Source organism: Lachnobacterium bovis (genome assembly GCF_900111325.1).
Lineage (GTDB): Bacteria > Bacillota > Clostridia > Lachnospirales > Lachnospiraceae > Roseburia > Roseburia bovis_A.
The window spans coordinates 12,752-26,686 of the sequence record NZ_FOGW01000021.1; the positions used below are offsets into that span (position 1 = coordinate 12,752).

The window sequence follows — 13,935 nt, forward strand, 5'->3', positions numbered from 1 at the left end:
CTACCGATTTATTTGAACTGAGCTTTACATTCCTCAATTGCTTTAACAAGTTTTTTCTCTGTATCGTCGTCAACTACTTTCTTAGTAGAAATTGCTTCGAATACTTCTGGATATTTTGTATCAATGAAATCAAATAATTCATCTTGGAATCTTAAAATATCTTCAATTTTTACATCTAACAAATATTTCTTTGTAGCTGCATAAATGATAACAACTTGTCTTTCAACTGGCATTGGCTGATACTGTGGCTGTTTAAGAATTTCTCTAATTCTTTCACCTTGAGCCAAACGCTCTGCAGTATCTGCATCTAATTCTGAACCAAACTGAGCAAATGATGCTAACTCACGATACTGTGCTAACTCAACACGGATAGGAGCAGCAATTTTCTTCATAGCCTTAATCTGAGCAGATCCACCTACACGGGATACTGAAAGTCCGGCATTGATAGCTGGTCTAAATCCAGAGTTAAACATTTCTGTTTCAAGATAAATCTGACCATCTGTAATTGAAATAACGTTTGTAGGGATATATGCTGATACATCGCCTGCCTGTGTTTCAATAATTGGTAAAGCTGTAAGTGATCCTCCACCTAATTCATCTGAAAGTCTAGCTGCTCTTTCAAGCAATCTAGAATGTAAGTAGAATACATCACCTGGATAAGCCTCACGTCCTGGTGGTCTCTTAAGTAGTAATGAAAGTGTACGGTAAGCTGCAGCATGTTTTGACAAATCATCGTAGATAATCAATACATCTTCGCCATTTTCCATCCACTCTTCACCAATAGCACATCCTGCATATGGTGCAATATATTGTAATGGTGCTAACTCACTAGCTGTTGCTGCTACTACTGTAGTATAAGCCATTGCTCCAGCCTCTTCAAAAGTTTTAACTAATGAAGCTACTGTAGATGCTTTCTGACCTATAGCAACATAGATACATTTAACACCTTTTCCTTTTTGGTTTATGATAGTATCAACTGCGATTGCAGTTTTACCTGTTTGTCTATCACCGATAATAAGCTCACGCTGTCCACGTCCGATTGGTACCATGGAATCGATCGCTTTAATACCTGTCTGTAATGGAGTATCAACTGATTTTCTTGAAATAACACCAGATGCTACTCTCTCAATTTGACGGAATTTATTTGACTCGATTGGTCCCTTGCCATCGATTGGCTGACCTAACGCATTTACAACACGTCCTAACATCTCGTCGCCTACTGGAACTTCAACTACTCTACCTGTAGTTTTTACGGTATCTCCCTCATTGATATTTTTTGCAGCACCTAATAATACGGCACCTACATTATCTTCTTCAAGGTTTAATACCATTCCATAAACTTTGCCTGGAAATTCAAGCAACTCATCTTGCATCGCGTTCTCTAAACCATGTACACGAGCAATACCATCAGCCACCTGTATAACTGTTCCCACATCAGCTACTTCAAGTTCAGAAGCATATCTTTTAATCTGTTCTTTAATAACTGAGCTGATTTCTTCTGGTTTTAAATTCATGGAGTGTTGTCACCTACCTTCAACTGTATTTTCGATAAATCACGTGTCAATCCATATAATTTTGTTTTGACACTACTATCAACGACTCTGTCGCCAATTCTAATTATCATTCCTCCTATAATAGAAGGATCAACTTTAAAGTACATTTCGAACTTATTATAATCTGTTGTGCTTAAAAGTTTCTTTTCAATTTCTTCTTTTTGATTCTTAGATAATTCTATGGCTGTTGTTATATCGGCAATACCTATGCCTTTATATTCTTTGACCTGATTAATAAAATAATCTAATACACTATCAACTTCGTTGTAATGGTCTTTTTCAACAAGCATACTAAGTAATCCAATAATTTCATTAGAAACAAACTTTTCAAAGCAATTTTTTAAGATTTTTACTTTTTCATCTTTATCAATTTTTGGATGATTCATAAGTTTGTTCAGGTCTTCATTTTCCTGTAAAGCTGTACGAATCGCACTAACTTCATCAAAGAATTGTCCGATTCTGCCTTCTTCAACAGCTACACCAAACAATGCATCACCATATGTTTTTGATACTAGCTTCGCCATGTTGAATCACCCATCTCTCTAAGTGTTGCATCTATCAACTCATTCTGAATAGATGTATCAATATTTGCTGCTACAACTTTACTTGCCATTAATGAAGCAATTTGTATTACTTCTTGCTTCATTTCATCCATAGCACGTTTCTTTTCAAGTTCAGCTTCTTGCTGAGCTCTTTTTGTGATACGAAAAGCTTCTTCTTTTGCGCCTTCGATAATTTTGGCTTCTTGACGAATAGCTTTCTGACGAGCCTCTGCTAAAATAGTTTCAGCTTCTTTATCTACATCTCTTAGTTTAGCCTCATATTCAGCTTTTAATTTTGCAGCAACATCTTTGTCTGTCTCAGCATCTTTAATGTCTTTGGCAATTCTATCTGATCTGTCTTGTAAAATTTTACGGACTGGATTAAATAGTAAGTAACCCATGAAGAAAGATAAAACTAGAACAGATAATCCAATTGTTGATGCATCAAACAAAAGCTGTGGATCAAGACCAAACAATCTGGTATATTGTTCTGCTATAAGCAATCTCAAACTCTCCTTTCTATTGGATTTTTACTCCAATATTTATTAACTTAATGGCTGTACGAAGAGTAAAAGCATTGCAACTAATAATCCATAAAGACCAGTTGTTTCAGCTACGGCCTGTCCTAATAACATAGTTGACATAATCTTTCCACTTGCGCCTGGGTTTCTACCTACTGCAGAAGCACCATGACCAGCTGCAATACCTTGACCTACACCAGGTCCAATACCTGCTATAACTGCTAAACCTGCACCGATTGCTGAGCATGCTTTAATTAAATCGCTACCATTGATATTCATAATGAAATCCTCCTTATTTATAAAAGATAATAATACTATTCTTCAGACTCACACGCCTGAGCTATGTATGTCATAGTTAACATACAGAATACATATGTCTGAATTGCTCCTGAGAACAAATCAAAGTATACATGTAACGCTGCTGGCCAAACTTTTGCTACGGCTGTCAGTAATCCATATACCAACGCCATCATAACTGTACCTGACAAAATATTGGCAAACAAACGTAGTGACAATGAAATTGGAACTGCAATTTCACTTATCAAGTTGATTGGGAACCAAATTGGCAACCATGGTGGTAATGGTGAACACATATCTGTCCAAATCTGTTTTCCACTCTGATGCTTAAACTGGTTATAGTGAATCAGAATAAACGTCATAATACCTAAAGCAAATGTAGTACCATAGTCTGCTGTTGGTGGTCTCAAGCCCAATAAGCCTGAAATATTACTAAATAGTATGAAAATAAAAATCGTACTAATGTAATTAACAAACTTAGGAGCCCATCTTCCCATCGAACCTACAACCATGCTATTTAACAATTCAACAATGAATTCAACAACATTTTGGAAGCCCGTTGGTACATCCTCTGCTTTTTTTAACTTTACGTGTGCGACTATTGAAAAAATCAATAAAACCATGAAAACAATAAATACACACACATGCGTCGTCGTAATATAAATAGTTTGACCAAATAATTTGAATTTAGTTAGACCATGAACCATAAAATCAAGATTTTGGTCACTAGACGACAAGAGTATTGCTTGATTCACGAAGTCACCTCCTTATCCAAGTTTTCGCTATTTCCTTCCTTGGCAGACGCATCATTTCTACCAAGCAATCTATTTATGATTTTTGTCCTTATAGGTTGGGTATATGCTGAAACTTTAAGTCCCAGCACACCTATAAAAGCCATAAATAAATTTCCAAATCTAAAATAGCCCAATATAATAAACAAAATTACTACAACTACATACCTAAAAACACTTTTAGTAATAATTTTGCGATTGGCATTCTCCATATACTGCATATCTACAGCATCTCTAATTACCTGTGCGATATTAATTGCTAACCAACAGGCAATCGTTATTCCATACCACAATCCAATACTATAAGAGATTTTTTCAGATACAAACCATACTCCTATTAACTGAACTAACACTCCATAATACACTATGCCTCTTTCCAAACTTGGAAGAGCATCATTAATTCTTCTAAGCATAGCTTCCTCCTAATATATACTAACATTCATATTTTTTTATCGACTTTTTATATGAAATTCTTAAATTAGACACTTCATTCTTTTATTTTTATAGTTTTTTATTATTTTTTTATTTGTTGAAAAATAATTTTAGTGTAATTAATTATCATTTTTAAAAAACTTCTTGAACTCTTTATATACATTATTTCCACCTGCAAGAACACCCACAAAAAATAATGGAATCGGAAGCCATTTTAAATTAAATTTTTTTCCAAAATAAACTCCCACAAATGTCATTAAAACAATTGGAATTATCATATTCAAACTAATTCCAATAAACATTGTCATTGCTTGTCTTAATTCTCTAGAATCTGATTGTTTCATCTTTCGATCTCTTCTCATAATTTTACCTTCTTCCATCAAGAAATTCTTTGCAATTGTTTCATTGGCAATTTCATCTTTTCCGTTATATTAACACAACATTTAATTGTGCGTAATCTCTTAAACTAAAAAAAGGTGAGTCTCAAAACTTGATACTTCTATAATTAAATAATACAAGTATTTTTAAGTTTAATAAGGCTCACCTATCATTCAAAAAGTCTTCAAATCAATTTTTACATATGAACTTCTACGTTTCTTCCTGTTCGTCTGTATCTTCGAGTCTTAACTCCAGCTGATTTTAGCATTCTTTTTGACGCAATGACCGATGGCGTATGCTGATACTTGTCATCATCGTATATGATTTCTTTTATTCCAGACTGAATAATCGCTTTAGCGCATTCATTACACGGAAATAATGTCACATATATCTTAGCGTCTTCAAGGCTTCCACCTCTATAATTTAGAATTGCATTTAATTCACTATGGGTAGTGTAAAAATATTTATTATCTTCACCTTCTCTGCCCCATGGATATTCATCATCCGAACAACCAAGTGGCAATCCATTATAACCCATAGATAATATCTTATTGTCTGAACTTACAATACAAGCTCCGACTTGTGTGTTGGGGTCCTTTGATCTTAATGCCGACAACATTGCAACGCCCATAAAATATTCGTCCCAAGTAATAGCATCAAGTCTTTTTGTTGTCTGACTCATCCGATACCTCCAATCTACAAAACGTATTACTTCTCTTATAGTACATGTACTATATATGAATCAAAACTTAAATTTTTTCATAAATTGATTTCATAATAGCACGAATCAAATACTTTTTTCAATACACAATATTAAGAATCTGTATATCTTTTTCAAATATTTTATATTTGAAGTCGGTTTTTTCCAATTTTTAATTATTTTGTACCGAAAATTCTATCTCCTGCGTCACCTAAACCTGGAACAATATAATTGTTTTCATCTAAATGATCATCTAAAGCACCAATGTATAAATCAACATCTGGATGTGCTTCTGTCATTCTTTTAACACCTTCTGGAGCTGCAATGATACACATGAAATGAATATTTTTAACTCCACGATCTTTTAACATTTGAAGTGCTGCCACAGAAGAACCACCTGTTGCTAACATTGGATCTACAACAAATACCTCACGGTTAGCACAATCTTCTGGAAGTTTACAATAGTATTCTACTGGCTCTGATGTTTCTGGATCTCTATATAAACCAATATGACCAACTTTAGCTGCAGGAATAAGATCAAGCATACCTTCTACCATTCCTAAACCAGCTCTTAAAATAGGTACAACTGCTAATTTTTTACCTTTTAATTCTTTCACTGTTGTTTTACAAATTGGTGTTTCGATTTCTACATCTTGTAACTCTAAATCTCTTGTTGCTTCAAAACACTCAAGCGCAGCTATTTCACTTACAAGAGTTCTAAATTCCATTGAACCTGTTTCTTTTCTTCTTAACATACCAATTTTGTGTTGAATTAATGGATGATCCATTACTACTACTTTAGACATACTATTTATTTCTCCTTTGTTAAATTTCTAATATTTTTACTAACTTTTTCATTGTGTTACGAAGATATTCATAACACAAGCCATATGTTTGGAGTGGTGCTCCATATGGATTTATAATTTCAAGCTCATCTCCAACGTACTCCGATAATACAAAAGTATTTTCTTCATTTGCGTTATCAAATTGCTCAATTATCTTATTTCTATAAGTCTCTTCCATTACAAAAATTATTGTATTTTCAGTTATATCTTCCTCTTGCAATTGAGAAGAAACATAATTTTCTTCAAAATTTATTCCATTACTAATCAACACTGCTTCTGCCTTTTGGTTGATTGGTTCTGGAAATAATACTACTAAACCTTTTGAACAAACCTCTATTGGATCTGTCACTAAAATATCCCTCAATATTCCCTCTGCCATAGGAGCCCTACACGTTCCTGTTTTCTCGACAAAAATTACTTTTTCATATTTTTTCATATACCCTCTCCTATCTAAAATTATGTTTGTATTACTTGATGCCCTGCTGCTTTAAGCAATCTATTCATAATCGCATTACCAATTCTAGGTGTCTGAAAGCTTTCTGAAAAAATTGAATCTATTTCTAAATCATCGCATTCTCTCAAAATTTTATATAAATGACGCGCAATAGAATCTTCATCATTTCTACTTCCAATATTTAGTATTACGTCTGCCTGATATTTATTTTTTGTCTCATCAGTTGCAATAACTGCAACTTTTTTGTCCTGATTATGCTGTTCTTGCACCAATTCATTGATTTTTTTAACTACATTATTCTGTTTACCTTCAACTAATACCAAAGATGCTTTTGGTGCATAATGCTTATACTTCATTCCAGGTGCCTTTGGTTTAGTTGTGTCATCCTGTGCAATAATGCCTGGATCTATTTTTACTTCTTTACCAATTACTTCTGATAACATTTCTGGTGTAATGTAACCTGGTCTAAGAACTAGAATTTGATCTTCTGTTAAGTCTACAATTGTAGATTCAATTCCTATTCCAACTTCTCCGCCATCTAATACCATAGCAATTTTACCATCTAAATCTCCTACTACATGCTTAGCTTCTGTAGGACTAGGACGGCCTGATGTATTTGCACTAGGTGCTGCAATTAAACACCCACTTTGTCTGATAAGTTCTAGTGCAATTGGATGATTTGGCATCCTAACCGCAACTGTATCCATTCCACCAGTTGTCTCATATGGAACTTTATCATTTTTATTAACAATCATCGTAAGAGGACCTGGCCAAAATTTATCTGCTAATTTTTTTGCTTCAACAGGTAAATCTTTTGAAATCATTTCTAAATCCTCATATTTAGAAATATGAACTATCAAAGGATTGTCTGATGGACGACCTTTTGCCTTATATATCTTTTCCGCTGCTTTCGCATCTAAAGCATCTCCGCCTAATCCATACACTGTTTCCGTTGGAAAAGCTACAAGTTCTCCCTTTGAGATTAATTGTCCTGCTTCTTTTAAAGAGTCCATATCTATGTTATTTAGATCAACTTTTAATATTTTTGTTTTCATGACATAACCTTCTTTACTATTGCATAGTCTTTTCTATTATAACACATATAGACTCTTTAGCAAATTTAAGTTTAATAATATTTGTGTCCTGTTTTATTAGCCATTTAAATTTTTGTAGTTATAGTATCAAAAGAAATTTCATTAGTACTCTGTTCTTTTACTTCATATTTACTGACAATACTTTACATTATATACTGTTATATCCTGATTTGATGCTCCTACATACACTTTGTCTAATGTTGAAAAATTATTGCTTCCATAAGCAGCCACTACATCGCTGTATTTAAATTTGGCAAAGTAATGTCCGTTTATTGTTACAGTTTTTGATCTTTTTACTTTCACCCATTTTGCTCCACCAGACCATGACTGTAAAATAAATTCAATACAACTTGGTCTATATCCTGAATATTCAACATAAAAATATCCATTTGGTGTCATAATATATGGATCTAACCAACCGCCATTTTTCTTTGTTACAATCTCTAATGCCTGCCCCCATGGCTTAGAACTTGAAACACTGTTAAATAATGTTATCTCATTATGCTGTTGTGTTGGCTGATTAGGTTGAACTGGTTGACTAGGCTGATTTCCACCATTTGAATCTTGTGAGGGATTGCTCTTTGCATAAACATTCACTAACTCTCTAGCAATATCTGGTCCTCTAAATTTCATGGAATTTCTATCAAAGATACCAAAATTCTCTTTTCCATAATTAAATGCATTATTATCCCACCATACAACTGGCATTTGCATTCCCTTTGCCATCTGTGCATATGTTCTTGCATATGTCAAACGTGAACTATCATTTCCAAAGTTTGAAGCTCCAAATTCACCAATTACAACTGGTATTCCCTTATCAATAAATGTCGATTTTATTCTAGATAATATTCCCCATAATTCATTTTTATCATTGTCATTCCATTGAGTATGATATCCATCAAACGCAAAATCAAATGGTACATATGCATGGATTGATGCAGCTACCATATTATCATTACTTAATTTCTTCCATGAATTCATTTTAGATGCATCACTTGATGCACAATATGTTGGCATCATTACTAATCTGTTTCTATTATTTCCACCTGTTGCTCTAATTGCAGCTCTTGCTTCTTCGTTACATTCATTTACAGCGTTATATAATCCACTATTTCCATTCCAATCATCACCTTGACGTGGCTCATTAAAAGTTTCAAAAATCAATTTTTGATCATATGATTCAAAATATTTTCCAACTTGAGTCCAAATAGCTTTTAGCTCATTTTTGATTTGTTGCTTCTGCCACCAATCTGTAGTTACTTTTTGCTGAATAGCATTATGATGAACGTTGATTATCACATACATGTCATTGTTATATGCATAATCTACAACCTCTTTAACTCTTCTTAAATAATTTGGATTAATAGTATAATTAGATTTGTTTGTGTAGTTTTCGTCCCATCTTACTGGAATTCTTATTGTTCTAAATCCTTTATTTTTGATTGCGTCAATCATTGCTTTATTAGTTCTTGGATTACCCCAGTTAGTTTCTCCACCTGAAGCTTCCAAAGAATTTCCTAGATTCCAACCTGCCCCCATGTCCTGAGTGATTTGCATTGCTGTCTTACCATAAACACCTGCTGAAATTTTCTCTGGTCTTTGAATCATAACTAATCCTACAACCATGACAAACACCAAGAGTTTAGATATTATCGTTACTAGTTTTCTCTCTCTTTTTAAGTTCTCCATTAATCTTTTCCTTTCCATAATAAAACTAAATCTTTTGAACATAACTACAAAAATACTTTCTAAGTATAGCATTAATGATTTTTTTGAGCTACAACTAATTTTTTATTTATTCAACAAACTTTTTAATAAATGCTTGTTAATTTTGTGTGAATTTCCAATAAGCATCCCTTAAAATCAACATTGTGCTAAAAAAAGAACAAAAAAGGGGGATTGTTTTTAATTGTTTTTATGCTACAATAAGGATAGTCGATAAATGACTACACTATTTTTAACAAATATTAAGGAGGAATTTATTTATGGCATACGTAATTTCTGATTCATGTGTTAGTTGTGGAACATGTTCTGACCAGTGTCCAGTAGGAGCAATCTCTGCTGGTGATACACAGTACAATATTGATGCTGATTCATGCATTAGCTGTGGAACATGCGCTGGTGTTTGCCCAACAGGAGCTATTTCTGAAGAGTAATTGGCACCATTAATAATACATAAACGAATTAAACAAAAGCGTGTTTATAACACTAAAACAAAAAGACTATCGTCTACCACCGCTTATGGTGATTAGACTGATAGTCTTTTTTATTATAAAATGATATTATTATATATTAATCTCTTATTAAAATTTTATATATTGATCTCTTATTAAAATTTTATATTTTAATGTTCTAAGTTGGCAAATCTTGTATACTCTGGTAACCATGCAAGTTTAACAGTTCCAATTGGACCATTACGTTGTTTTGCTATAATTATCTCTGATATACCTTTTTGATCCGTATCTTTGTTGTAGTAATCATCTCTATAGATAAACATTACCACATCGGCATCCTGCTCGATAGCTCCTGACTCTCTCAAATCCGAAAGCATTGGTCTATGATCTGGTCTTTGCTCTACTGCACGAGATAACTGCGATAACGCAATAACTGGAACATTTAATTCTCTCGCTACCGCTTTTAGTGATCTTGAAATATCTGATATTTCTTGTTGTCTTGAATCTCCGCTTCTACCAGAACCAGACATAAGCTGTAAATAATCAATTATTATTAATTTAAGATCATGCTCTAATTTATATTTTCTACATTTACTTCTTAATTCAGTAACACTTATACCAGGTGTATCATCAATAATCAAATGTGAATCACCTATTATACCTGCTGCTTCTATCAACTGCTCCCAATCAGCATCAGACAAATTACCTGTTCTAAGTGCTTGTGCATCTACGTGACCCTCTAATGAAAACAAACGGTTCATTAGCTGCTCACGCGACATCTCCAACGAAAATATTGCTGTACACATATCTTCATGAAACGCAATATGCTGAGCTAAATTTAAAACAAACGCCGTTTTACCCATTGATGGTCTTGCTGCAACTAATATTAAATCTGAAGGTTGTAATCCAGCTGTTCTGTAATCTAAATCAATAAAACCTGTTGGGATACCTGTAATCGAACCACTTTGTTTAGATGCTTTTTCGATTCTCTCTAAAGCATTCATAACAACTGTACGAATAGGCACAAACTCTCCACCTGTTCTTGTTGATAATAAATCAAATATATCTTTTTCAGTTTTATCAAATACCTCATCAACAGAAGCTCTTCCTGCATAACATTCATTTGCAATGTTTTCATTTATGCTAATCAATCTTCTTTTTATTGCATTGTCTCTTACTATCTCTGCATAATATCTAACATTTGCAGACGTTGGTACCTGTGCTAAAATATTACCTACAAATCCTAAGCTTGCAATTTCTTCTGGTACATCTTTCTCTTTTAATTTATTCTGTAAGGTCACAAGATCTACTGGCTCACCCTCAGCATTTAATTCGAGCATAGCTTCAAAAACTTCACCATATTGTTTTTCATAGAAATCATCTTTTGTAATAATTTCACTAGCTGTAATAATAGCATCTTTATCCATTATCATAGAACCAATAACAGATTGTTCTGCTTCCGTACTATGAGGTTTTATTCTTTTTACAACCGCGTCTTCCACTGTATCTTTCTCCTTGCCTTTAGGATATATAAGGGCTATTTAATCAATCTTAAATAGCCCTTGAATTAATAAATTAACCTTCTGAAACATGAACTGCTAATGTTGCAACAACTTTAGGATGTACTTTAATCTCTAAGTTATATGTTCCTAATGAATTAATTGGAACATCGCATGACATTTTCTTTTTATCTAATTCGTATCCTAATTGATCTTTTATCGCTTTTGCAATTTCTTTAGTTGAAACAGATCCAAATGTTCTTCCATCTTTGCCCGTTTTTAACTTAACTTCAACTTTTTTGGTTTCTAATTCTTTTGCTAATTTTTTAGCATTTTCTAAGTTTTCTTCAGCGACTTTCTCATCATGTTTATTTTTTAATTTCAAATCATTAAGATTCTTGTTTGTAGCTTCAAGTCCTAATTTTTTTGAAATAATAACATTTCTTGCATATGCATCATTTAATTCGACTACGTCACCTTTTTTTCCTACTTTTTTTACATCTTCTAATAAAATTACTTTCATATGTTAATTTCTCCTTCTTTTAGCATCTCATCGATGGTCCTTAATATTACCTTCTTAGCCTCAATTAAATTTACATCTTTTAATTGAGCTCCGGCAACATTTAAATGTCCTCCACCACCAAGTTTTTCCATAATCAATTGAACATTAATCTCATCAATCGATCTAGCACTTATGTATATTTTTTCTTTATACTCAGTCAATACAAATGTTGCTTTTATTCCTATTATATTCAACAATTCATTAGCTGCCATAGCCGCAACAACTGTTGGACTTTCTAGATTTTCTGATGGACAAATTGAAATTGCAAAAATATCCCTATATACTTCTGCTTGTCTTACTGTCTCTGCTCTTGCTTTATACGCTTCCATGTCATTTCTTAGAAGTTTTCTAACATGAGCCACATCAACACCATTTCGTTTCAAATATGCCGCTGCTTCAAATGTTCTAACACCTGCTTTTGTCATAAAGTTATTGGTATCTATAATTATACCTGCATAGATACATTCTGCCTCGGCTGCATTTAATTTTAAACCTTCTGAAAAATATTGTAAAACTTCCGCTACCATTTCACACGCACTTGAAGCATATGGTTCAATATATGATAATAACGGATTAGTTATTACTTCTTTTCCTTGTCTATGGTGATCAAATACAACTATTGTATTTGTCTTTTTAAGAATTTCTGGACACTCTGTGTAACTCGGCTTATTAGTATCAACAACCATAACTAACGTATTTGCATTTGTTTCTTCTATAGCTGTTTCGCTATCTATAAATAAATCTGCTGGGTATCCATCCTCTACTCTAAATGTATCCATAAGTGGTCTAACCGATGTAGATGGCGAATTTATACATATTTGTGCTTTTTTACCAATATTTTTGGCTGCACAATAAATACCAATTCCAGCACCTAGAGAATCTATATCTGTTACACTATGTCCCATAATCACGACATTACTAACACCTTCCATAATTTCTCTAAGGGCATGTGCTTTTACTCTTGCTTTTACTCTTGTGTTTTTTTCAACTTGCTGTCTCTTACCACCAAAATATGAAATATTCTCGCCTTCTTTTACAACAACTTGATCTCCGCCTCTTCCAAGTGCTAAATCAATTGCCGCTCTAGCATATTCATAATTGTGATTATAATTATTGTCCCTTATACCAACACCAATACTTAAAGTAACCGCCATTTCGTTACCAACTTTTATAGTTTTTACATCTTCAATAACACTAAATTTATCATCTTCTAACCGTCTTAAATATTTATATTTAAAAACTAGAAAATATTTGTCTTTTTCAATTTTTCTCACTAACGCGTCATATTCTCTAAAATAATTATTAACTTTTCTATCTATCAACGCTGTCAAAAGTGATCTTTTAACATCCTCAATACTTTCAAGCGCCTCCTCGTAATTATCAATATATACAAGCGCAGATACTAATTTCTGTTCAACATTTTCATTTTTATAATGTTGCAATTCTGTCTCATCATAAATATAAACTGCTGTCAAAAACTCTGTACTATTACTTGCATCCACAAATTCACTTCCATCTGTGATTTGATTAAAATATATTCTATTTAAAATTATTTTAAATTTTCTATCTTCCTTCTCAACATGAACTACATCTTCTGTTTCTGCTTTTTGCAAGAACTCTTTGGTAATAGAAGAAAATATAGTAGTGATTGATTTATGATAATTCTTATCTACACCTGTAACATCACTAAAATGATTATTAACCCACAATATTTTTCCATTAAAGTCTAGCAATGCATACGGAATATCAAATTCATCAATCAATTTTTTTTGCACAGATGCATATTGCGTCGCAAAATCAATTAACTCATTCATAACTTTAGTCTTAGAATTACTATAAGTTATAACTGTAAAAATAAAATAAAATAAAGCACATGCGCTTACTAAAGCACCCGCTCGTGCATCGATCATATATAAAGGAATATCAACTATTACTAAAATTATTGTCAAAAATAATGGCGCAATAATATATGACTGCAACTTCCCCTTAAATTTAATGTTTCCTTTCATTTAGCATCTCCCTCTTCAGATATTCTAGTTTCAAAATTTATAAAATAATAAACTTCTTTATTCTCACATTTAACATCAAATCAT

At 32.8% G+C, this 13,935-nt stretch carries 16 protein-coding genes; 1 reads left to right on the forward strand and 15 read right to left on the reverse strand.

The annotated features are described in order from the left end of the window. Nucleotides 1-8: 8 nt before the first annotated feature. The 12 genes from atpA to BMY79_RS09115 all read right to left on the reverse strand — a co-directional run bounded on the left by atpA (nt 9) and on the right by BMY79_RS09115 (nt 9,296). Nucleotides 9-1,514, reverse strand: a complete 1,506-nt coding sequence (gene atpA / locus BMY79_RS09060; protein WP_074730801.1) for a F0F1 ATP synthase subunit alpha — start codon at nt 1,512-1,514, stop codon at nt 9-11. After that, nucleotides 1,511-2,077 (reverse strand): ATP synthase F1 subunit delta, encoded by a 567-nt coding sequence (gene atpH, locus BMY79_RS09065; RefSeq protein ID WP_022748863.1) that lies wholly within the window; start codon nt 2,075-2,077, stop codon nt 1,511-1,513. The genes atpA and atpH overlap by 4 nt, the downstream gene beginning before the upstream one ends. Then, on the reverse strand, nt 2,065-2,598 hold the full coding sequence (gene atpF / locus BMY79_RS09070) for a F0F1 ATP synthase subunit B (protein WP_022748864.1): 534 nt from the start codon (nt 2,596-2,598) through the stop codon (nt 2,065-2,067). The genes atpH and atpF overlap by 13 nt, the downstream gene beginning before the upstream one ends. A gap of 42 nt (nt 2,599-2,640) precedes the next feature. Further along, nucleotides 2,641-2,895, reverse strand: coding sequence for an ATP synthase F0 subunit C (atpE, locus tag BMY79_RS09075; protein WP_022748865.1), 255 nt, complete (start codon nt 2,893-2,895; stop codon nt 2,641-2,643). 35 nt (nt 2,896-2,930) lie between these two features. Next, entirely contained in the window at nt 2,931-3,668 is a 738-nt protein-coding gene (gene atpB, locus BMY79_RS09080; RefSeq protein WP_022748867.1) for a F0F1 ATP synthase subunit A, read from the reverse strand. Continuing rightward, on the reverse strand, nt 3,665-4,117 hold the full coding sequence (locus tag BMY79_RS09085; RefSeq protein WP_022748868.1) for a hypothetical protein: 453 nt from the start codon (nt 4,115-4,117) through the stop codon (nt 3,665-3,667). The genes atpB and BMY79_RS09085 overlap by 4 nt, the downstream gene beginning before the upstream one ends. Before the next feature lie 138 nt (nt 4,118-4,255). Further along, a complete protein-coding gene (locus BMY79_RS09090) occupies nt 4,256-4,498 on the reverse strand; it encodes an AtpZ/AtpI family protein (RefSeq protein WP_022748869.1) in 243 nt (80 codons plus the stop codon). A 212-nt stretch (nt 4,499-4,710) separates the two neighbouring features. Beyond that, nucleotides 4,711-5,196 carry a deoxycytidylate deaminase gene (locus BMY79_RS09095; protein ID WP_022748870.1) on the reverse strand — a complete coding sequence of 162 codons (486 nt, stop codon included), beginning with the start codon at nt 5,194-5,196 and terminating at the stop codon, nt 4,711-4,713. Nucleotides 5,197-5,390: 194 nt separating this feature from the next. Continuing rightward, a complete protein-coding gene (gene upp / locus BMY79_RS09100; protein WP_022748872.1) occupies nt 5,391-6,020 on the reverse strand; it encodes a uracil phosphoribosyltransferase in 630 nt (209 codons plus the stop codon). 19 nt (nt 6,021-6,039) lie between these two features. Continuing rightward, nucleotides 6,040-6,495 carry an arsenate reductase/protein-tyrosine-phosphatase family protein gene (locus BMY79_RS09105; RefSeq protein ID WP_177176438.1) on the reverse strand — a complete coding sequence of 152 codons (456 nt, stop codon included), beginning with the start codon at nt 6,493-6,495 and terminating at the stop codon, nt 6,040-6,042. A 20-nt stretch (nt 6,496-6,515) separates the two neighbouring features. After that, complete coding sequence (locus BMY79_RS09110; protein ID WP_027422234.1) at nt 6,516-7,568, reverse strand: L-threonylcarbamoyladenylate synthase; 1,053 nt, start codon at nt 7,566-7,568, stop codon at nt 6,516-6,518. 168 nt (nt 7,569-7,736) lie between these two features. Then, nucleotides 7,737-9,296 (reverse strand): cellulase family glycosylhydrolase, encoded by a 1,560-nt coding sequence (locus BMY79_RS09115; RefSeq protein ID WP_074730802.1) that lies wholly within the window; start codon nt 9,294-9,296, stop codon nt 7,737-7,739. A gap of 296 nt (nt 9,297-9,592) precedes the next feature. Between BMY79_RS09115 and BMY79_RS09120 the strand changes: the two genes are divergently transcribed. Next, nucleotides 9,593-9,763 carry a DUF362 domain-containing protein gene (locus tag BMY79_RS09120; protein WP_022748875.1) on the forward strand — a complete coding sequence of 57 codons (171 nt, stop codon included), beginning with the start codon at nt 9,593-9,595 and terminating at the stop codon, nt 9,761-9,763. Nucleotides 9,764-9,951: 188 nt separating this feature from the next. Here BMY79_RS09120 and dnaB read toward each other — a convergent pair whose 3' ends face one another. The 3 genes from dnaB to BMY79_RS09135 form a co-directional block, all read right to left on the reverse strand. After that, nucleotides 9,952-11,283, reverse strand: coding sequence for a replicative DNA helicase (dnaB, locus tag BMY79_RS09125; protein WP_022748876.1), 1,332 nt, complete (start codon nt 11,281-11,283; stop codon nt 9,952-9,954). A gap of 73 nt (nt 11,284-11,356) precedes the next feature. After that, complete coding sequence (gene rplI / locus BMY79_RS09130) at nt 11,357-11,803, reverse strand: 50S ribosomal protein L9 (protein ID WP_027422235.1); 447 nt, start codon at nt 11,801-11,803, stop codon at nt 11,357-11,359. Further along, nucleotides 11,800-13,851: a DHH family phosphoesterase gene (locus BMY79_RS09135; protein WP_027422236.1), complete on the reverse strand. Its 2,052-nt coding sequence runs from the start codon at nt 13,849-13,851 to the stop codon at nt 11,800-11,802. Before BMY79_RS09135 ends, rplI begins: the two co-directional genes overlap by 4 nt. Between the last annotated feature and the right edge of the window lie 84 nt (nt 13,852-13,935).

What these genes read in the sequence shown, in the direction of transcription:
- atpA (WP_074730801.1), bottom strand. Translation starts at nt 1,514, where the DNA reads ATGAATTTAAAACCAGAAGAAATCAGCTCAGTTATTAAAGAACAGATT.
- atpH (WP_022748863.1), bottom strand. Translation starts at nt 2,077, where the DNA reads ATGGCGAAGCTAGTATCAAAAACATATGGTGATGCATTGTTTGGTGTA.
- atpE (WP_022748865.1), bottom strand. Translation starts at nt 2,895, where the DNA reads ATGAATATCAATGGTAGCGATTTAATTAAAGCATGCTCAGCAATCGGT.
- BMY79_RS09085 (WP_022748868.1), bottom strand. Translation starts at nt 4,117, where the DNA reads ATGCTTAGAAGAATTAATGATGCTCTTCCAAGTTTGGAAAGAGGCATA.
- BMY79_RS09090 (WP_022748869.1), bottom strand. Translation starts at nt 4,498, where the DNA reads ATGAGAAGAGATCGAAAGATGAAACAATCAGATTCTAGAGAATTAAGA.
- BMY79_RS09095 (WP_022748870.1), bottom strand. Translation starts at nt 5,196, where the DNA reads ATGAGTCAGACAACAAAAAGACTTGATGCTATTACTTGGGACGAATAT.
- upp (WP_022748872.1), bottom strand. Translation starts at nt 6,020, where the DNA reads ATGTCTAAAGTAGTAGTAATGGATCATCCATTAATTCAACACAAAATT.
- BMY79_RS09105 (WP_177176438.1), bottom strand. Translation starts at nt 6,495, where the DNA reads ATGAAAAAATATGAAAAAGTAATTTTTGTCGAGAAAACAGGAACGTGT.
- BMY79_RS09110 (WP_027422234.1), bottom strand. Translation starts at nt 7,568, where the DNA reads ATGAAAACAAAAATATTAAAAGTTGATCTAAATAACATAGATATGGAC.
- BMY79_RS09115 (WP_074730802.1), bottom strand. Translation starts at nt 9,296, where the DNA reads ATGGAGAACTTAAAAAGAGAGAGAAAACTAGTAACGATAATATCTAAA.
- BMY79_RS09120 (WP_022748875.1), top strand. Translation starts at nt 9,593, where the DNA reads ATGGCATACGTAATTTCTGATTCATGTGTTAGTTGTGGAACATGTTCT.
- rplI (WP_027422235.1), bottom strand. Translation starts at nt 11,803, where the DNA reads ATGAAAGTAATTTTATTAGAAGATGTAAAAAAAGTAGGAAAAAAAGGT.
- BMY79_RS09135 (WP_027422236.1), bottom strand. Translation starts at nt 13,851, where the DNA reads ATGAAAGGAAACATTAAATTTAAGGGGAAGTTGCAGTCATATATTATT.